This is a genomic window from Pirellulales bacterium (genome assembly GCA_036267355.1).
In the GTDB taxonomy this organism is placed as follows: domain Bacteria; phylum Planctomycetota; class Planctomycetia; order Pirellulales; family DATAWG01; genus DATAWG01.
On the sequence record DATAWG010000022.1, the window covers coordinates 15483 to 35021 of the forward strand.

The following is a 19539-nucleotide window of genomic DNA, read 5'->3' on the forward strand; positions in this document are numbered from 1 at the left end:
GAATTTGGCCAATCGTGTGGCACTGGCCAGCGCAGTCGGCCAGTGCCGGACGGCACAAGCGGGCTGAACTGCCGATGTTTGTGACGCGAGATCGAGCAAAAACAGGTTGCACCAAATGGAATATCGATCGCTGGGAAACACGGGGCTGAAGCTGCCGGTGATTGGGTTCGGGGCTTCGTCGCTGGGACAGGAATTCCGGCAGATCGATCTGCAGGAAGCGCTACGGGCCGTGCCCGAGGCGCTCGATTGCGGGATGAACTTCATCGACACTTCGCCTTTTTATGGACGAGGAATGTCGGAGGTGCTGCTGGGTTTTGCCCTGCAAGGCATTCCGCGCGATCGATACATCTTGGGGACCAAGCTCGGCCGATATGCCGGCGCTCATTTCGATTTCTCGGCCCGGCGTGTTGCCGAGAGCATCGACATCAGCTTGGAGCGGATGCGGGTCGAATACCTCGACATCTGCTTGTGCCACGATATCGAATTCGTCGACATGGCCCAAATCGTCGAAGAAACGCTGCCGGCCATGCGGCGGGCCCAGCAGGCCGGCAAGATCCGATTCATCGGCATCTCCGGCTACCCGATGAAGATCTTTCGCTACATTCTCGATCGCGCCCCGCTCAACGTCGTATTGTCGTACAACCACTACACACTGCAAAACACGATGTTCGGCGATCTGGCGCCGTATTTGAAATCGAAGGGCGTCGGAATCATGAACGCGGCCCCGTTCTCCGCCCGATTGCTCACCAACGAACCGCTTCCGCACTGGCATAAAGCCACCGACGCCGTCCGGGCTGCTTGCCGCCGGGCCGCAGAGCATTGCCGTAGCCGCGGCATCGACATCGCCCAATTGGCATTGCAATTCTCGATCAGCAATCCCGATCTTTCGACCTGCGTCACGGGCACGGCCAATCCGGCCCGCATCCGCCAATGGGCCGCTTGGGTGGAAAAGCCGATCGACAAACCGTTGCTTGCCGAAGTGCTGGAAATCCTCAAGCCGATCCACGATTGGCACTACATCGAAGGCCGGCGGGAAAACAACGATCCGTAGGTCAAAATGCGCGCATCTTGGCCCGACGCGGTAGCGAGGAAGACGCGGGCAAGCGGCCAGCCATTTTCGATTTGGCGCGAATCGGCAGTTATCCTCCGCCGGCTTCCTTGCCAATCGCTGGCGCCGGTTTGTATATTTCGCGATTTTCTTTTCCGTGAATCCGCGACCACCAGCGCGCGTCGTGAATCACAAGCAATTCGCCGGGCTCCCCGACCTGTTCGAAGTATTCCTCATACAGCCGGACCGCCGGCGGCATCGCCGCGTTGAGCGATGATGCGAGCGTGTCAAGTCGCACTTCGGCACCGTCAGGCAAGACGATTTTGGCCTCGAGCGTGTTGCCCGAGTAGAGGCAGTAGGCCAAATACGCATCGACCACACCGAAATAATATCCCACCGGCGAAATCAAAATTACGAGCGCCGCCGTCTTCGCCAGCCGCGACGATTCACGCCAATCCCGTAACGGCGATGTTCGCCAGGGCCAGATCAAAAGCAGGGCAGCGGCCGCGAGCACGATATTCCACGGCCAAACGCCTGCATTCCATCCCAATCGTAAGGCGAGCCAAAGCGCGATCGTCGAATGCATCGCGCAAGCCAGCGCCGCAGCGGCTTGCCGAGAACGCGGCACGATGGCCAGTAGCGCCAGGGCCACCTCGAGCCCGGCAGCGGCCGCGCCCAGCACGGCGAGCGATCGCGAGTCGGTCTTGCCCAACAATCCGGTGGCCAAATACGGCACGACCTTGTGGAAATAGCCGGGGCTGAGAAGTTTGTGCACGCCGGCGAAAAACCACATGGCGATCAAATGCGATCGGCCGACCAGCTTTGCACCCGGTGTTCCCAGGCTGGCCACCATCAGCAGGGCGAGCGAAATGCATTGCGGCTGCATGCGCGTCTGGTCGAGCAGCATCGCTGCCACCAACAGCCCAATATGCACGACAACGCCCCACCGCGCAAACAGCAATACCAACACCAGTGAGGCCCACAGCCATGGCAGCACGTTGAACTGCGGAAAGCCGTCCGTCGGCAATCCGAAAGCCGGCAACATCGGCGGCTGCGGCGGGTAATGCCGCACGATCCACAACGGCCACGTGATTCCGAGCGTCATGGCCTGTCCGGCCACGGCGAGCAAACGGAGCGCAAGCGACCGCCAATCGCGATTCCGCGCCGGCAGCGCCGGCGCTACTCGATCGCTCGTGCGTGCAGCGGCTCGGCCCGGCGATTTGATTTGCGATTTCATGACGACGGTGGATTTATCGGCCACTCGCAAAGGCCGCGCGACCGCGAATCTATTTGCTTTCGAGTGCCGCTTCCGCCGTCGTTCGCCGAGGCCAGAATTGCACGACATAGGCCACGGCAAACACCGCGCATAGCACCGCGACGATGCACGGGCCCGTCGAAAGATTCCCCGCCTCGAGGCTCAACACCAGTCCGCCCACGATGCCGGTCATTCCAATCAACCATGAAAAGAGTAGCACGCGCCCTAACCGTCGGGAAAGCAAATTGGCCGTCGCACCCGGAATCACTAATAGCGCTGTCACCAACACAATGCCCGCCAAGCGCACGGTGAGCACGATTGCGATCGAGAGCATGGCGAGCATGAGATAGTGAATGAAGCCGGTGCGCACGCCGAACACCTGGCTGACGGTCTCCTGGAAGGCGTAGAAAATGATTTCCTTGAACAGCGCCGCGAACACCAGCAGCATCGCCGCCGCAGCGATCGCCGCCAGCCAAACGTCGTAGGGCCCGACGTTGAACAGCGAACCGAACAGCAGTGATTCGATATTCGGCGCGGCTCGTGGGGGACCGAACCAGTTCACATACCACTCCGCGTGAGCGAAGCTGCGATGCAGATCGGTGAGCAGCACACCCCAGGCCATCGCCGCCACCAGCAAAATGCCGATCGCGCTATCCGCCTCGACATGCCGCCGCCGCGAGAGCGCGCCGATGGCGATGGCCGTGGCGAGGCAAAACGCCAGCACGATCAGATCGGCTTTCCAAGTACCACCGACGCCCGCGGTCGTCAGGCCGAGAAACAGGGCCGTGCCCATGCCGCCGAAACCAGCATGGGCAATCCCCTCGCCGATAAATGCCATTCGCTTCAGCACGACGATCACCGACAGCAGCGAACAAATCGTCCCCACCGCAATACCGGCGAATAAGGCGTTGCGGAAAATTCCGATCTCCCAAAGTTCGCGAAAGAGGTTCATGGAGCTGGCCGGCGCGTGAAATCATTGATGTGATGAATCAGGCATTGTAACAAAGATTTTCACGCGGAGCCGCGGAGGGAGCGGAGACGGACGGAGAGGAGATTTTGGGTCTGGCGTAGCCGCCATCGAGCGGCGCCTGCGGCTGTCGACGCGGCGCGCCAAATGAGATTTGCTCCCGGCTTGCATCCCCATTCCTCCTCGTCTCTGCCTCTCCGCGTCTCCGCGTGAGCTGCCCTCGTTGCTTCCATCGTTGCTTCCGTTGGCGCATCGACAAAACTAGCTGACCGCAGCAAAATTAGAACTTGAAGAGTTGTCCGCACCCTCACCCCCACCCTTGCCGCTTCATGGCCATCGTTGCTCTTCGCGAACTGTCTGTCGGATTTCATGGGCCGCTGCTATTGGATCGCGTCGATTGCCAGATCGAAGCGGGCCAAACAATCGGTCTCCTCGGCCGAAACGGCTCCGGCAAGACGACGCTGATGCGCGTGTTGCAAGGCGAGGTGCAGCCCGATTCGGGGCAAATCATTCGAGCCCCGGGTGTCACGATCTCGCTGTTGCCGCAGGATGTGCCGGGAAATATCTCTGGAACGATCGCCGAAGTCGTTGCCGGCGGTCTAAAGGGAGATATTAGGGCAGAGGCGGTGCATGAAGCGCACGAATCGGCTTGGCGCGGCGAGCAAAAGGTAAAAGAGATTCTCTCGCGGATGGATCTCGACGGGGCCGGGCGGTTCGAAACGCTTTCCTCTGGGATGAAGCGCCGCGTGCTCTTGGCCCGATCGCTGGTTCCGGCCCCCGATCTGCTGCTGCTCGACGAGCCGACGAACCATCTCGACATTCAAGCCATCACATGGCTCGAAGAGTTTCTCGCCCGTTGGCCCGGCACGCTGCTTTTCGTCACCCACGATCGGATGTTTCTCCGCAAATTGGCCACGCGGATTTTGGAAATCGATCGCGGCCGTCTGTTCGATTGGTCGTGCGACTACGACACGTTTCTCGAGCGCAAGGAACTCGCGCTGGCGGCCGAGGAAAAGCAAAATGCGCTGTTCGACAAACGGCTGGCCGAGGAAGAACGCTGGATTCGCACCGGCATCAAGGCCCGGCGCACGCGCAACGAGGGGCGAGTGCGGGCGCTCGAAGCAATGCGGCGTGCCCGGAGCAACCGGCGATCGGGCACCGGCAGCGTTCAAATGACGATCCACGAAGGCCAGCGAAGCGGAGTGCTCGTAGCCCAGGTCGAACATCTTTCGTTTGCCTTCGGCGCACGGAAAATCGTCGATGATTTTTCGACGATGATCATGCGGGGCGACAAGATCGGCATCATCGGCCCGAACGGCGTGGGGAAAACGACGTTGCTGAAAATCTTGCTTGGCCAATTGCCGCCGCAAGAGGGAAAGGTGCGACTCGGATCGAATTTGCAAATCGCCTATTTCGATCAGCGCCGCGAGCAATTGGACGACGAACGCAGCGTGGCAGAGAATGTCGGCGATGGCTACGACACGGTTCCGGGTGGAGGCGCGCCGCGGCACATCATCGGCTATCTACAAGACTTCTTGTTCAGCCCCGAACGAGCGCGAACGCCGGTGCGATTTCTCTCCGGCGGCGAGAGAAACCGGGTGCTGCTGGCCCGGCTCTTCGCCAAGCCGGCCAACGTGATCGTGCTCGACGAACCCACGAACGATCTCGACACCGAAACACTCGAATTGCTCGAAGAACGGCTCGTGCAATTCGAGGGGACCGTGCTGTTGGTGAGCCACGATCGGGAGTTTCTCAACAACATCGTCACGAGCACGATCGTGTTCGAAGACGGCAATGCCCGCGAATACGTCGGCGGCTACGACGATTGGCTGCGGCAGCGAAAGAGCGAAGATTCCGAGAAGGAGGCCGCGAAACGCGACAAACCCTCGGCAACTCGATCCGCCGAGAAGTCATCCTCCTTGGCCACCAGCAAACGCCGCCTGAGCTACAAGGAACAACAAGAGCACCAAGCGTTGCCGGCCCGGATCGAGCAGCTCGAGGCCGAGATCGCCGCGCTGCACGATGTGATGGCCAAGCCCGAGTTCTACCGCCAGCCGGGAGGGGCAATTGTAAGTGAGCAATCGCGGTTGTCCGAGTTGGAATCACGGCTCACCGCGGCGTATTCCCGGTGGGAAGAACTGGAGCAGCGCAGCGCGTAACGGCAAACGATAGCGGAGGAGGTGCGCCACCGGCAAGCGCAGTCGTCGGGCGTGTGCCACTGGCAAGCGCAAGTCTGCCAGTGCGCCGGCCGATCGACTTTCACTCCGATGGCGAAGGCCAACTTGCGGTTCACACTGGCAGACTGCGCTTGGCAGTGGCACATCCAGTGGCACACCTCGCGTGCCGAAGCGAGATTCGCTCTACGGCGATTTATAGTCGCGCCAGATCCAGCGCATGGCATCCGGAAAGATCGCGCCGGCTTGTTTGCCATCGTGCGCCCCGGTGCCGAATTCGAAGCGATAATCGTAGCCGGCGAACTTCAGTGCAGCGGCCATTTCTTGGTTGGCCAGCGGCCAGTTGCCGAATTGATTGTCCAAATCGTGCGAGCCGTCTTGCAAGAAAACCCGGATCGGCTTGGCGTTCTTCTTCGAAGCGCGAATTTGCGGCGGATAAACATAGCCGCCGCGGATGTTCGTGAAGCTGCCGATGAAGCTGACGACTTTCGAAAACGCATCCGGCCGCTGCCATGCGACCGTGAACGAACAGATTCCACCCGAGCTGGAGCCGCAAATGCCCCGCCCGGCCGCTTGATCGGTCAGCTTGTATTGCTTGCCCACCTCGGGCAACATTTCTTCCAGCAGAAATCGGGCATATTGATTGCTCACCGTGTCGTATTCGACGCTGCGGTCGTCGGCCTTCCAACCGTCCGCCGGCAGTTTGTCGCCATGCATGCCAGGATTGATGAACAGCCCAATTGTCACCGGCATCTGCCTCTTGTCGATCAGATTGTCGAACACGATCGGAGCGCGGAAATCGCCGTGCTCGTTGACATAAGCATGCCCGTCTTGAAACACCATGAGGCAAGCCGGATGAGCCGGGTCATATTGCTTCGGCACATAAACCCAATATTCACGAATCGTGTCCGGATAGATTTTGCTTTTCCACTCATGGTGTTCGACCGTCCCCTTGGGCACGCCGTCGTGCCGTTCTGAATCGGGACCGTGCTTGTATTCATCCGCGCGGGCGATTCCCGGCAGGCACGGCACGGCGAGTGATACGGCCAGGGCGCAAATCGTGAGACGGCGGGCGAGCATGGAAAAACCTCGGCGGGGCGATCGGTGGTAGGGAAGAACGGGCGGGATGGACCGGCGGCGCGATAGGCTGAACCCTTGAGTTCGGTAGAGTCGACAAATGCCATCGTCCTCAAAGTCGCTATATACCTCGCAGACAGCAGTGCCACTGTCAAGCAACGCGCAATTCGCCCACGCAATTTTCCAAGCTCAATGGCCGGCTCGACAGGGGGGGGCCGCGACAGTTCGTCTAACGAAAGCCTCCGACCTACTAGCGGTTTGCTTAAGACGGCGGATCGGTTCAGTGGGGCGCAATATCCGGGCAACCCGGACGAAGCTAATCGTTGCTGCGCGGCCTTGCCGATTTTTGGACGTGTCGGGCTTATGCTTCCCCCGAGCTGACGTGACGGAAACCAGGCATGGCCGTCCGTGGCTTACGGCAAACGCGCAACGAAGTCGCGGTTGGATCGGCCCCATAGCGGTTTGTATCGGTTATAGGGGCGTGGTAAGCTATTCGGTCGGAAAATCGCGGGGGGATTGTACGCTTCCGGCTGCGAACTGCCACGGACGGTGCAGAGTGTACCGCCCGTCTCACATTCATCGCGCGCCCCTAACCCCGGGTCAAAAAAAGTGCATATCGACCAACTGCCCGGCTCGTTTTTCGGGCCCTCCAATTTGGTGGACTTGCTGCGGCATCGTGCCGCCCATCAGGCTCACGATCGGGCGTTTAGCTATCTGGTCGACGGCGAATCGGATGAAATCCGCTGGACCTATTCCGAGCTGGATCGGCGTGCGCGGGCCATCGGCACGTGGCTGCAAAGCCAGAAGATGGAGGGGCATCGAGCCCTGTTGCTCTATCCGGCTGGGCTGGAATTCATCTCGGCATTTTTCGGCTGTTTGTATGCGGGCGTGGTGGCTGTGCCGGCCTATCCGCCGCGGCGGAATCGCTCGCTCGCTCGCATTCAGGCGATCTGCGACGACGCCGAGGCCAAGATCGCGCTGACATGCCAAGATGTTTTGGAAAGAGTGCAAGACGTGCTCGACCAGACGCCGAGTCTGAAAAGCGTCACTTGGAAGGCGACCGATCAACTCGAGCCGGGCATCGAACGCGGCTGGCAACCGCCCGACGTGCATGGCGACACGCTGGCCTTCCTCCAATACACCTCCGGCTCGACCGGCACGCCCAAGGGCGTCATGCTCTCGCATGCCAACCTGATGCACAACTCGGCGCTGATTTCCTACGCGTTCGAGCATACACGGTCGGGGCATAGCGTGTTCTGGTTGCCGAGCTACCACGATATGGGTCTCATTGGCGGCATCTTGCAGCCACTCTACATCGGCCAGTGGAATGTGCTCATGTCGCCCGTGTCGTTCTTGCAAAAGCCGCTACGGTGGCTGCAAGCGATTTCGAAATACCGGGCCACGATCAGCGGCGGGCCGAATTTCGCTTACGACTTGTGTGTCCGCAAGATTTCCCCCGAGCAGCGCAAGAGCCTCGACCTGAGCAGTTGGAACCTCGCATTCAACGGAGCCGAGCCGGTCCGGGAAGAAACGATCGAAAGCTTTGTCGACGCGTTTGGGCCGTGCGGATTCCGCCGTGAAGCGTTTTATCCCTGCTACGGCATGGCCGAGGCGACGCTGATCGTGAGCGGCGGTTTCAAGACCGCTCCGCCAGTGATTCGCAGTTTCGACACCCAGGCATTGGAATCGAACCACGTTGTCGATGCGCTCGACGAGGAAGAAGGGGCGCGAGCGCTGGTCGGCTGCGGCGGCACGCTCTTAGACCAGGAAATTCTGATCGTCAATTCCGACACGATGACGCGCTGCGCCGCCGACGAAGTGGGCGAGATTTGGGTCGCCGGACCAAGCGTCGCTCAAGGTTATTGGAGACGTCCGGAAGAAACCGAGCACACCTTTCGCGCCCATCTGGCCGACGGCAGCGGTCCGTATCTGCGAACCGGCGACCTCGGCTTCATGCAAGACGGCGAGTTGTTCGTCACCGGGCGGATGAAAGACCTGATCATCATCCGCGGGCTGAATCATTATCCGCAAGACATCGAATTCACCGTCGAGCAAAGCCACGCCTTTGTCCGCTGCGGGGCCGGCGCCGTGCTGACCGTCGAGATTGCCGGCCGCGAGCGGCTCGTGGTGGTCTACGAAGTCGAGCGCGGCCGGCATCGCGATGTCGAAAACTTCGGCGAGGTGTTCGATGCGGTGCGGCGGCATGTCGCGGCCGAACACGAGCTGGCCGTCGAAGCAATCGTGCTGCTGAAGGCCGGCAGCATCCCCAAAACCTCGAGCGGCAAAATCCAACGTCATGCCTGCCGCGAAGGATTTCTCCACGGCACGCTCGATGTGCTCGAGCAATGGCGCGCCTGGGATTCCACCACCGGCAAGCAAAGAAAGAACGCCGCCGCTCGCCGAGGGGCGCAAACGCCGCGCCGCGCTGGAATCGCCCCGGGCACGCTCCGCGGCGAAACGACCAACGGCCATCGAGCCATACCTCCCACGCCGCCGGCCAACCGCGGCATCGGTGGCGACATCTCTCAAGACACCGCAGCCGAAGGCGAATCCATATCCGAAGCGACGGTGCAAATCGTTCTGGACCACGTCCGGCAAATCGCCAAGGAACGCGCGGGCGAACTGACGCTCGATACGAATATTCTCGATCTCGGCCTCGATTCGCTCGAACGGATGGAGATCGTCGCGGCGTTGGAAGAGACCTTTGGCGGCCGGTTTCCCGAGTCGGTGCTGCCGCTAATGGAAACGTGCCGCGAGGTCGTCGAAGCCGTCGAGGCTTATCTCGGCAAGACGCCGCGGCAACGGTCCGCGGGATCGGCCACGGAAGAGATTCCGCCGGACCATTATCGCGTCGAATTGTTTCCCGAGTATCAGGCGCTGAAACAGAACATGCGCTCGGTGCAAGACACCGGTCTGGCGAACCCCTATTTCCGCGCCCATCAACGAGTCACGAACGACACCACCGAAATCGACGGCCGCACGCTCATCAATTTCTCGAGCTACAACTATCTCGGCATGTCGGGCGATCCCACCGTGGCTCGGGCTGCCAAAGCTGCGATCGATCGCTACGGCACGAGTGTTTCCGCCAGCCGGCTTGTATCGGGCGAAAAACCGCTCCATCGCGAACTCGAACGAGCGATCGCCGGCTTCATCGGCACGCAGGATGCCATCGTCTATGTCGGCGGCCACTCGACGAATGAATCCACCATCGGCCATCTGCTCGGCTCAGGCGATTTGATCCTCCACGACGCATTGGCCCACAACAGCATCGTGCAAGGCTCGATTTTGAGCGGCGCTCGCCGCCGGCCGTTTCCGCACAACGACTGGCAAGCCCTCGATCAATTGCTGGAGCAAATCCGCGGCGAATATCGCCGTGTGCTCGTGGCCATCGAAGGCGTTTACAGCATGGATGGCGACTATCCCGACCTGCCGCGATTCATCGAAGTGAAATCGCGTCATAAGGCCATGCTGTTGGTCGACGAGGCGCATTCGGCTGGTGTGCTCGGGCCACATGGCCGCGGAATCGGCGAGCACTTCGAAGTCGATTCCGCGTCGGTCGATCTGTGGATGGGAACGCTCAGCAAATCGTTTGGGGCCTGTGGCGGCTACATCGCCGGCAACAAGGCGCTGGTCGAGTATTTGAAATATACCGCGCCGGGATTCGTCTACAGCGTCGGCATCTCGCCGCCGAATGCCGCCGCGGCCCTCGCCTCTCTGCGGCTGTTGGAAGAAGAACCGGAGCGCGTGGCCAAGCTGGCCGACAACGCCCGGCTGTTTCTCTCGCTGGCGAAGTCGCGCGGCCTGAACACCGGCATGAGCCATGGCTCGGCCGTGGTGCCGGTGATCCTCGGCAACTCGCTGCACAGCCTGCAACTTTCGCAGGCCCTGTTCGCGCGGGGGATCAACGTTCAACCGATCTTGCATCCGGCTGTGGAAGAGAGCGCCGCTCGGCTGCGGTTCTTCATCTCCTCATCGCACTCCGAAGACCAAATCCGCGAAACCGTCGCCGCCGTTGCCGAGGAACTCGCCAAGATCGACCCGGCCCATCTCGGCCATCCCGCCGCCGGCACAAACGGCCGCGCGGGCTCCGATTCCAACGGGTTGCCCAGCCATGGCAGGTCGAATGGATCGAGCACTGGCAGCGGTAGTCCGGATAAGCATGCCCAATAGGCGGTAGATCGTTGCCGCTCATGCGAGTGAATCTTTTCCGACGATCATTGCTCATCCTCTGCCTGACAGTTTTTGTGGGGGCAGATTCTTCTTGCCGAGCATTCGCCGCGCCGGCGGGCGAAACATCCGGCGGATGGGCGAAGTATCACGACAATCCTGTGCTCGGCGGCCAATACGGCGTTTGCTTCGATGTGTCGGTTCTTCGCGAAGATCCCACGCCCTCGTCGTCTTCTCTCGCCCCTCGCCCCTCGTCCCTCGCCCCTTCCTACCGCATGTGGCTCTCCTGGCGGCCGAAGCAGAGCATCGCCATCGTCGAGAGCAAAGATAGTTTTCACTGGGATGGGCCGCCGCGAACCGTTCTTCCTCCGCGGAAGGAAACCGGCTGGGAAGTTGAAGTGAATCGGCCCGTCGTGATCCGCCGCGACGATGGCTACCACATGTGGTACACCGGCCAGGCCGGCGGGCATTCCGCAATTGGCTACGCCACCAGCCGCGACGGCACCCTTTGGCGGCGAATGTCGGATCGGCCGGTGCTATCCGCCGATCAACCGTGGGAGAAAGTGGCGGTGATGTGTCCCGATGTGATCTGGGACGCGCAGGCCAAGCTGCTTCGCATGTGGTATTCCGGCGGCGAGCAATACGAGCCCGACGCAATCGGCTACGCCACCAGCCCCGACGGCCTGAACTGGACCAAGAACAAGTCGAATCCGATTTTTCGGCCCGATCCGCGCGCCGCTTGGGAGCACCACAAAGTCACGGCGGTTCACGTGGTTCGCCGCGGCGACGAGTATCTGATGTTTTACATCGGCTTCCGCGACACGGCCCACGCCCAGATCGGCGTCGCCCGATCGAAAGACGGAATCACGAATTGGCAGCGGAACCCGGCTAACCCGATCATCCGCGCCGCGGGGGGCGATTCCTGGGATGCCGACGCCTGTTACAAACCGTATGCCATCTTCGACGGCAAGCGCTGGCTTCTCTGGTACAACGGCCGCCGCGGCAGCATCGAACAAATCGGCGTGGCAACGCACGAAGGCGAAGACTTAGGCTTCGGCCAATGGCCGTGAAATAGCTTGGCCGCCTTCATTCGGCTTCACGAAAGTACCGGAATGGATAGCTCGGCGCTGTCGAAGCTCGAAACTGGTCAGCGCGCCAATCCTACCTTGGATACGCTGGTGCGTTACGCGGATGCGGTCGGTAAGCGCCTCGTCGTCTCACTCGCCGACGGGTGACCCGCCCCGAGTGCTCCGGGGGGCTGCTATTTCGGAAGTTGGCGCGCGTCCGGTGGTTGTTGGCAAATATCGAGTGCGACCCGTTGGTGAAATGCGGCGGAAGGCGGAGCAAACAGTGCCTCAGCGGCTGGAACCAGAGACAACACGAAAGCCGAGGTGAAACTGCGCCATGAAGCCATAACCACCTCCGTGTTGGAACACTCGCGGCCAGACGCATTTCGACACGCCGATTTTGTTGGCTCATGGTGGCAGCGTAATGCACTGCCGAGAAAACTTCAATTCTCCGACACGCGTGGCCGGTCCGCGACCGCAACGGGTGCGGCCGCAGCGGATGGTTCGCGCCAGAAGCTGATTACACGGGCGTCGGTGAGATGCGCGGCGGCGGGCCATTGGCCGCGTTTTTCGTAGCGAATTGAATTGCCATCGAGAATGCCGAGCCAGATTTCGCCTGATCGTGTCCAGCCGGCCAGGTTGTCGCGCGCGTCGCCGTTGAAACAGCCGGCATAAATTCCGCCTTCGAGGGCCGGATGGCTTGGAAGCAGGCGGGTGGTGAATTGCGGCGCAGCGGATATTACCGCGTCGAGCGTGGCGATTGCGAGGCGGCCCGATTTCTTGTCGAGCCCGACGATTCCCTGCCGAGCATCTTGGCCGAAGCGGCCGGTCGAAACGTACTGCCAATTGGCGTCGACGGTCCATTTCCCGGCCGCCCGGCAATTGAAGCGATGGCCATCGGATTGGCCGAGCATCCAATCGCCCGTTGCAGGATTCCATGCAGCGACGTCGGTTCGGCCTTTGCCGCTGAAATCGGCGGCTAAAATATGCTGCCAGGGGACGGATGGTTCGAATGTGCCCCAAACGCGAGTGCTGAATGTCTCGCCGTCGGATTGCGACACAAGCCACTGGCCCGACTTGGTGTCGAACCCGCCGATGTCGGCCCGGCCGTCGCCGTTGAAATCGGCGATGCGGATATTTCGCGGCGAAATGGGCGCTGTCCAGCGGCCCCAGGGGCGAAACTTAAAGCCCTGACCGTCCGACAAGCCGATCCACCACTGGCCGTCGGCGAAACGAACGGCCAGATCGTCGATGTCGTCGCCATTGAAATCGCCGGCGCCGAGATAGTCGATCGGTGCATTGGGCAAATCGATCGGGCAAGATCGAAACGCAATCGAATTTCCATTTGCCAGGCCTAGCCACCACGAGCCATCGGTGGCGCGAACGATCATGTCGGTCATTCCATCGCCGTTGAAGTCGCCGCTCGCCAAAAGCGACCACTCCCGCGGCGCCCAATAGCTGAGTTCGGCCGGCTCGAATTTGCGTCCGTCGTTGATCGCGATCTCCCAGGATTCCTTGCCGCCGTTGCAGGCGGCCAGATGCTCGATCGGCCGGGACAGCGGAGCGATCGGTTGCGGGCCGACGAAGAGCGATTTGCGCGCGTAGGCCTGCATAACTTGCCAATCGTCGCTGAACGAGCGCAGTACGGGCCAATTCGCCCAACGCATGACGCTGTTGTTCTCGCACGACCGTGGACTGCCGGGCGAGTTCTGGCCGTCGTAAAAAACCGTGCTCACCGGCAAGCGGCTCCAATGCTTCAGATCGACGCGCCGGCACGATTCGATCTTTGCATCACCGGTGAGAAACGCCGAGCAGCTATACGGTCGCGGATCGCCAAACCGTTCCCCTTGTTCACACGTGACGAAGAAAAATTGTTCGCGATTTTGTCGCAGCCGGTGCGCCGTTTCCAGCGCTCGTGGCCAGCACCAATCTTGCGGAAAATGGATATGCCGGCAGACAATTTCGCCAGGGTTCGAGCCGGCCGAAATCTTGAGCAAATAACCGGTCGGATCCGGCGATTCGCCAGGCAGCCGCTCGATGGAAAACACTTTGTCGCCGCGAAGCGTTTCCGGCGCGGGCACGCTCGTTCGGGCCACTTCTTGGATTGCCGCGATGAGGGTTCGCCGCTCATGAACGCTGACTTCGTACGACACAAGCATCGCAAGACCATAGATCGCCACGCACGCCGCCGCTCCGGCTGCGATAGGATTTTGTCGAATGGAGCGCCATGTTCCGGGATTTCGGCCGCCGTTTGCAGACTGCAAAAGCCCTTTCCAGGTCGCAGGCCGCAGGATTGCGGCGAGCGACCGGATGCCGATCGCTCCGAGGACGGCCATCGGCAGAATCAGAATGCCGCAGTGCTTTTGTTCCGGCAGCACGAGCAATAGGGCCACCGACTGCACCACCGATAGTCCGCCCAGAATGAAAGCCTGCGGCCGCGCTTGGCCGACGGTCGTAACGACCGCCAATCCGAGCAGAAAGAGCCACGGCAGCGCGCCGGAAATCGGATCGAGCACCGCTCGATAAACCCGTTCCATTCCGGGCAGGCGCCCTTGTCGCAATTGCTCGGCATTCTGTGTTTCGAACGCGCCGGGCACCATCAGTCCGGCGAGTGATTTCCAATAAACGCGCGGAAAGCTTTGGACCAGCCGGAAGGCGTTGTAACGCAGTTCTTGTAGAAAGATCGAACGGCAGATTTGACTGAACCCATGCCCTTTGTACGGCAGCGGCGCGGCGTCGGGATTTTGGGTGTGTTCGTATTCGCGGGTCAGGAATAGCGTCGCCCGATCGCAGCGCTGAATTTGAAAGCTGTTTTCAATTTCGAGCAGATTCGCACGGCTAAAATCGGCATAAACCGCGTTCTGAAAGCCGTTCTGCGAATCGAGCTCTCGCTCGCTGGAAAGGGCGAAAATCGCCGCGTGGCAACCGATGGCGGCCAGCCCGTAGACAGCCACGCTCGCTGCGATCAGCGTCCACGGCAATCGTCGGGCGAACGACAGCACCAACAGGGAGAACCCGATATAGAGCACCAACAGCAATACGTCGGGGCGCCATCCGATGCCGATCATCGCCACCACACCCAGCGCCGCGGAAGCGGCGATTCGGCGGGCCGTTGAGCGCACCGGATCGACGACGCAAAACAAGACGCAAAACCCGGCCGCCGCGAACCAAAGCGGGCTGGCATCGCGCAGCGACCATGTTTCCAAATAGCCGGTAAGCGGCGAGGCAAAATAAAGCACGCCCGCAATCAGCCCGATCCAATAGCTGCCGCCGATGCGGCGGGCGATCAAGAACACAAAGAAGCAACTCAGCGTGCTCATCGCCGCGGCGAAGAGAAAAACCGCCTGCCAGCGAATTCCAAACAATCGCCATAAGCCGGCGACCACATATTGATCGAGGATTCGCGAAGAAGCCCAATAGTTGTGCTCGCCGGCATCGGCGTCATAGTTGGCCGGGCCCGGGTTCGCCAGGAACGCTTGAAATTGTTCCGGCGTTACCCGATCCGATTCTTTCGCCAGAAACCGCTCGAGCGGTTTTCCTTCGGGCGTCGGCGGCACGGCCAGATTATGAAACCCGTTTCCCCCCAGGATTGACAGGCTATAGGCATAGGTCTGTTCGTAGTTGTGGCGATCCGCCAGCGGCATCGACTGCGCTCGATGCCATCGCTCCGAAAAATGGAGCCCGAGCAATGCGACGACGAGCGCCGCGCTGCCAAACGAGATGAGCCGCGACCGCCATTTCGCCTTTTCAGGACGTGCTGTTTCGGGTTGGAGTTTGGTGGGGCGGGAGGCAATCGGCGATTGTGCAATGTGCATCGGCGTTTGCACTCCCAAATGGCCGCCCGGCGAGCGTCAAGGCGCGGTTCGTCGGGCTAGGCGGCGTGGCGCCGCGTGGCCGGTTCGTGGTTCGTGCGCGATGGCGCCGCCGTTTTCGACGGCGTTTGTTCCCGATCCGCGGCGGCGTAGGAATATTCTTGCATGAATGCTCCCCAACGCCGGACGATTTCCTCGCGTTGCTCGGGCGATACCTTATATCGATTTGGCACGTAGTTCTTCTGCGAGGCGACATAGGCGTCGATCTTCGGGCGCGCGCGATCGAAATCGCCCAGGTTCAGTTGGTCGTAGATGGCGCGCATATTTTCAATCGGGTCGGCAACCAAGTCCTCGTACCGCACTTCGCACAGATGCCCGGGTGGAATCAAGTGCTTTTGTTCGCGATAGGCACGGTGCATGCGGAGAAAAACTCGATACACGTATTCGTCAAGGCCGTCGCAGCGGACCCGTTGCAAGCCGTGGGCTCGATAGACCGATTGCCAAGTCCACATCGTCGACGGAAACACCGCGAACGGATGGCGGACGATGTGTATGAATCGGGCATTGGGAAACAACTCGAGCAGCACGCGAATCCTGGCGGTGTGGGACGGCGATTTGAGCACGATCGGCTTGCCGCTGCGGAATGTCAGCGTTTGCATGAATCGGAACAAGCCAGCTTTCCAGCGGGCGACTTCGGTCGGCGCAACCCCGTCGAAATCGAGAAACGCTTCCCCTTGCGGCCGATTGGGAAACGCATCTCTCGCATACGGCGATCCGAGCCCCATGCTGCAAAGCGCAAATTCATCTTCGTGCGGAAAGTCGAAGCCGTCGCCCATCGCATCCATCGGCCGGCGCTTCGGATGCAGGAATTTCAGCCAGCGCCGCACGAACCCGGAGGTCACCAGCGTCGACTTCGGCGCAAAGCAGTCATAGGTCGTAGGAAATGCAAACCGCTCATCTTGCACAAGCAGCCGATGCAAAAGCGTCGTGCCACTGCGCCAATGGCCAATGATGAAAATCGGCGGCTCGTGGATTTCGGTCCGCGCGATTTTTCGGCCAAAGATCAGCGACTGGACCAGCGCCAGCATCGAATTGAGCACCGACAACGCAGTTATGCCCAGCGCCACCGGCCAGAATTTCAGATCGACCGCGAACCGATTGCGCGCCAGTAGCCGCATCCAGTTGCGAAATGTCATTCCGTGCCAGACTTTCGGTGCCCAATAGGGCTTGCGATTCGCTGTCGCATCGGACGAGCGAGAAGACAGTGGAGCCGTCGCGGATTGATCGTGTGCCATCCAGGATGCCGCTCAAGAGGTCCCGGTAGATGTTTCTGTTTCCTTGCCCGTCCCTGAGCCAGAACGATTCGTAACCGACGGCGAACTAGCTCTCATGTTCGAGCGGATCATGCCGCCGGACTTCCGTGGCTCGGAAAGGCAAGACTTCCATTTAAACCGCGCTCGTACAAACGAGTTTTGCTAGCAAGCAACCAAACTTGGCGACTTTTTGTGCGGGCGTCCGACCGACGACGAGGCGGGAGAATAGTTAAGGTCCGCAATTCAGTCAATCTCGATTATTCGGCGGTTAGCCGTGCCGAGGCCTCGATCTACGTGGCCCCCGTCCCGCGGCATAGGTTGTGTGGCACTGGCAGACTCGCGCTTGCCAGTGGCACACCGATCGGCAGGCGTTTCGCATCGCAAGAAAAATGGCCTTGTCGCTCGGGCCAGGTGCGACTATTCTCCCGCCCTCTTCAAATCTCTTTTCTTGAATCTCTTTTTTTGGGCCGTTTCGCGAGAACCTGCGTACCAATCTCCGAGGCCTGCGTTCCGCGCCGTCCAAACTCGAGGATCCATGATGGTCCGCTTCGCTTCGGCCCGCTGCAAACGAATTGCGGCTGTTTGTGCAATCGTCGCTGCCGCCACTCTGGGTGGCTGCAATTTGATTTCCGAATTTGCATACATCGTCCACGACGACAACACGCCGGCCGAATTTGCCGGACTGGCCGAGAAGCGCGTCGCGGTGGTTTGCCGGCCGACGTTTCAATTGCAATTTGCCGATGCGAGCGCCGCGCCTGATCTGGCCGCGCTCGTCGGCGAGTTGTTGGCCAAGAACGTGAAGAAATGCAAGATCGTTCCGCCGAGCGAAGTCGCGATGTGGGCCGATTCGAACAACTGGGACAACTTCATCGAAATCGGCCATGCCATGAAGGCCGACATGGTGGTGGGCATCGATCTCGAAGATTTCGGCTTGTACGAAGGACCCACGCTCTACCAAGGCCACGCCGTGCTGCATGTCTGGGTCTACGACATGCACAGTGGCACGCGCACGGCGGTCTTCAGCAAGAAGCTTCCGCAAACGTTGTATCCGCCGACCGCGGCCGTATCGGTTTCGGACAAGCCTGAAGACGCATTCCGCCGCGACTATTTGGGCGTGCTCTCGGACCACATCGCCCGGCTGTTCTATGAACACGAGCGCCTGATCGACTTTGCGACTGACGCCGATTCGCTGAAATAGAGCAGTTATCGAGGTCGGCCGCGTGCGCCCGCCGCCCGGCTTCCTTTCCGGGTGGATCGCTTTCCATCTCTACTCTGACATTTTTTGCGGGTAACCGCAGAGAATCATTGCGTTCCCTTGCCGGGGCCGGTAAACTATTCACAAGTTTGGTGAAACGCCGTCGGCCTGCTTACGCGCAGCGGTGAAATCGGCAAAGGGAAAGGGAGCGAGCCAATGCAAAAGACGTGGATGATGATTAAAAAGACAGCGCTCTTCTTAGCGAGCTTGGTGCTGCTGTTCTGCTTGGCCGTAAGTGTAGACGACTACGACTACAGCCGCAGCCCGGTCTAAAGCCTTCGTAACGGTGGTTGCGGTCGTCAAACTACCGGTGAGATCGATTTCTCACCCCCGATTCTGCTTGTCCCCCCATCGCCAGCCGGCCAGCGGGGCCCCGCGAAACGGGGACCATCCGTCCCATGTCTTGGCATCCCGCGCGCGTCAGGCAGAGCGGCGGATTTGCGTTTCATCGGGCTTCGCTGTGAAATCGGGCTTGGCTGTGAAATTGGGCTTCGCTGTGAAATCGGGCTTGGCCGCAAAATTCGGCTTCGCGGTGAATTGCAGAACTTCCCCAGATTGCAGCGTAAGAGCCGGCCGGTCATTCAGGTCGCGCAGCAAGAGATGCCGCACGTAAAGTTTCACGACGCACCACGACATATTCAGCGAATCGCGCACGAGGTTTACCTTCGACCCGGCGATCGCCTCCCATCGCACCGGCATTTCGTGGATCGTGTAGCCCAGCCGCATTGCGAGCGAGAGGATTTCGATATCGAAGGCGAAGCGCTCGATCCGCTGGCGTGAGAATAAATCCTGGGCCGCTTCGCGAGTAAACATCTTCGCTCCGCAAGCCGCGTCGTCGATCCCCGGGATCAATGCCGACGACAGCAGGTGATACATGCTGCCGATCAGCCGGCGATGTAGCCGCATCGAGACAATATTTTGCTGCCGGCCCCGCACGCGCGAACCGATCACCACATCGGCCGCGTGCTCGCGCATCCGTTCGGCCATTTTCGGAATCTCGCCGGGGGGCGTGGCGGCATCGGCATCGTAGAGCAGGCAGCATTCGCCTCGGGCGGCCAGCATGCCGGCGCGGGCGGCCGCGCCTTTGCCATGGTTTCTTTCGAAGCGAATCAGTTCCAAGGGAATCGCTCCGCGCCGCGAACCCACGACCGCGGCCGTGCCGTCCGCGCTGCCATCATCGACCACGATGATTTCTCGCAGCCGCACGCCGTCGCGTTTGAGTCCGCCGTGGAAATACGATTCCAACAGCGACAGTGTATGCGGAAGCCGCTGTTCTTCGTTGTAGGCCGGAATGATGATTGAGAGCTGCATTTTCCTTACCCCCCCGGGCAGTGAAATGATCTGCTGTAATCTTGCGAAAAGCTGGTCCCTCGCTAACGCTTCGGGCTAGTGTGCGGTGTCGGC

At 60.6% G+C, this 19539-nt stretch carries 11 protein-coding genes; 5 read left to right on the forward strand and 6 right to left on the reverse strand.

The window, feature by feature from the left end; genetic code table 11:
* Window positions 1-115: 115 nt before the first annotated feature.
* Window positions 116-1051 carry an aldo/keto reductase gene (locus VHX65_03485; GenBank protein ID HEX3997595.1) on the forward strand — a complete coding sequence of 312 codons (936 nt, stop codon included), beginning with the start codon at window positions 116-118 and terminating at the stop codon, window positions 1049-1051.
* A gap of 88 nt (window positions 1052-1139) precedes the next feature.
* Here the strand turns inward: VHX65_03485 and VHX65_03490 are convergent, their stop codons facing one another.
* Both VHX65_03490 and VHX65_03495 read right to left on the reverse strand, forming a co-directional pair.
* On the reverse strand, window positions 1140-2285 hold the full coding sequence (locus tag VHX65_03490; protein ID HEX3997596.1) for a hypothetical protein: 1146 nt from the start codon (window positions 2283-2285) through the stop codon (window positions 1140-1142).
* A gap of 49 nt (window positions 2286-2334) precedes the next feature.
* Window positions 2335-3255: a metal ABC transporter permease gene (locus tag VHX65_03495; GenBank protein HEX3997597.1), complete on the reverse strand. Its 921-nt coding sequence runs from the start codon at window positions 3253-3255 to the stop codon at window positions 2335-2337.
* 344 nt (window positions 3256-3599) lie between these two features.
* On the opposite strand from VHX65_03495, the gene VHX65_03500 reads away from it, so the two are divergent.
* Window positions 3600-5429, forward strand: coding sequence for an ATP-binding cassette domain-containing protein (locus VHX65_03500; protein HEX3997598.1), 1830 nt, complete (start codon window positions 3600-3602; stop codon window positions 5427-5429).
* 201 nt (window positions 5430-5630) lie between these two features.
* Here the strand turns inward: VHX65_03500 and VHX65_03505 are convergent, their stop codons facing one another.
* Window positions 5631-6524: an alpha/beta hydrolase-fold protein gene (locus VHX65_03505; protein HEX3997599.1), complete on the reverse strand. Its 894-nt coding sequence runs from the start codon at window positions 6522-6524 to the stop codon at window positions 5631-5633.
* Window positions 6525-7130: 606 nt separating this feature from the next.
* Between VHX65_03505 and VHX65_03510 the strand changes: the two genes are divergently transcribed.
* Window positions 7131-10691, forward strand: coding sequence for an aminotransferase class I/II-fold pyridoxal phosphate-dependent enzyme (locus VHX65_03510; protein HEX3997600.1), 3561 nt, complete (start codon window positions 7131-7133; stop codon window positions 10689-10691).
* Window positions 10692-10963: 272 nt separating this feature from the next.
* A complete protein-coding gene (locus VHX65_03515; GenBank protein HEX3997601.1) occupies window positions 10964-11758 on the forward strand; it encodes a hypothetical protein in 795 nt (264 codons plus the stop codon).
* Between the two features lie 440 nt (window positions 11759-12198).
* Here VHX65_03515 and VHX65_03520 read toward each other — a convergent pair whose 3' ends face one another.
* Both VHX65_03520 and VHX65_03525 read right to left on the reverse strand, forming a co-directional pair.
* Window positions 12199-15570, reverse strand: coding sequence for an FG-GAP-like repeat-containing protein (locus VHX65_03520; GenBank protein ID HEX3997602.1), 3372 nt, complete (start codon window positions 15568-15570; stop codon window positions 12199-12201).
* Between the two features lie 56 nt (window positions 15571-15626).
* On the reverse strand, window positions 15627-16862 hold the full coding sequence (locus VHX65_03525) for a sulfotransferase (protein ID HEX3997603.1): 1236 nt from the start codon (window positions 16860-16862) through the stop codon (window positions 15627-15629).
* A gap of 556 nt (window positions 16863-17418) precedes the next feature.
* Between VHX65_03525 and VHX65_03530 the strand changes: the two genes are divergently transcribed.
* Window positions 17419-18078, forward strand: coding sequence for a hypothetical protein (locus tag VHX65_03530; protein ID HEX3997604.1), 660 nt, complete (start codon window positions 17419-17421; stop codon window positions 18076-18078).
* Between the two features lie 477 nt (window positions 18079-18555).
* On the opposite strand, the gene VHX65_03535 is transcribed toward VHX65_03530, so the two are convergent.
* Window positions 18556-19446 carry a glycosyltransferase gene (locus tag VHX65_03535; protein HEX3997605.1) on the reverse strand — a complete coding sequence of 297 codons (891 nt, stop codon included), beginning with the start codon at window positions 19444-19446 and terminating at the stop codon, window positions 18556-18558.
* Window positions 19447-19539: the final 93 nt, after the last annotated feature.

What these genes read in the sequence shown, in the direction of transcription:
- VHX65_03535 (HEX3997605.1), bottom strand. Translation starts at nt 19,446, where the DNA reads ATGCAGCTCTCAATCATCATTCCGGCCTACAACGAAGAACAGCGGCTT.
- VHX65_03530 (HEX3997604.1), top strand. Translation starts at nt 17,419, where the DNA reads ATGGTCCGCTTCGCTTCGGCCCGCTGCAAACGAATTGCGGCTGTTTGT.
- VHX65_03490 (HEX3997596.1), bottom strand. Translation starts at nt 2,285, where the DNA reads ATGAAATCGCAAATCAAATCGCCGGGCCGAGCCGCTGCACGCACGAGC.
- VHX65_03500 (HEX3997598.1), top strand. Translation starts at nt 3,600, where the DNA reads ATGGCCATCGTTGCTCTTCGCGAACTGTCTGTCGGATTTCATGGGCCG.
- VHX65_03485 (HEX3997595.1), top strand. Translation starts at nt 116, where the DNA reads ATGGAATATCGATCGCTGGGAAACACGGGGCTGAAGCTGCCGGTGATT.
- VHX65_03520 (HEX3997602.1), bottom strand. Translation starts at nt 15,570, where the DNA reads ATGCACATTGCACAATCGCCGATTGCCTCCCGCCCCACCAAACTCCAA.
- VHX65_03495 (HEX3997597.1), bottom strand. Translation starts at nt 3,255, where the DNA reads ATGAACCTCTTTCGCGAACTTTGGGAGATCGGAATTTTCCGCAACGCC.
- VHX65_03525 (HEX3997603.1), bottom strand. Translation starts at nt 16,862, where the DNA reads ATGGCACACGATCAATCCGCGACGGCTCCACTGTCTTCTCGCTCGTCC.
- VHX65_03515 (HEX3997601.1), top strand. Translation starts at nt 10,964, where the DNA reads ATGTGGCTCTCCTGGCGGCCGAAGCAGAGCATCGCCATCGTCGAGAGC.
- VHX65_03505 (HEX3997599.1), bottom strand. Translation starts at nt 6,524, where the DNA reads ATGCTCGCCCGCCGTCTCACGATTTGCGCCCTGGCCGTATCACTCGCC.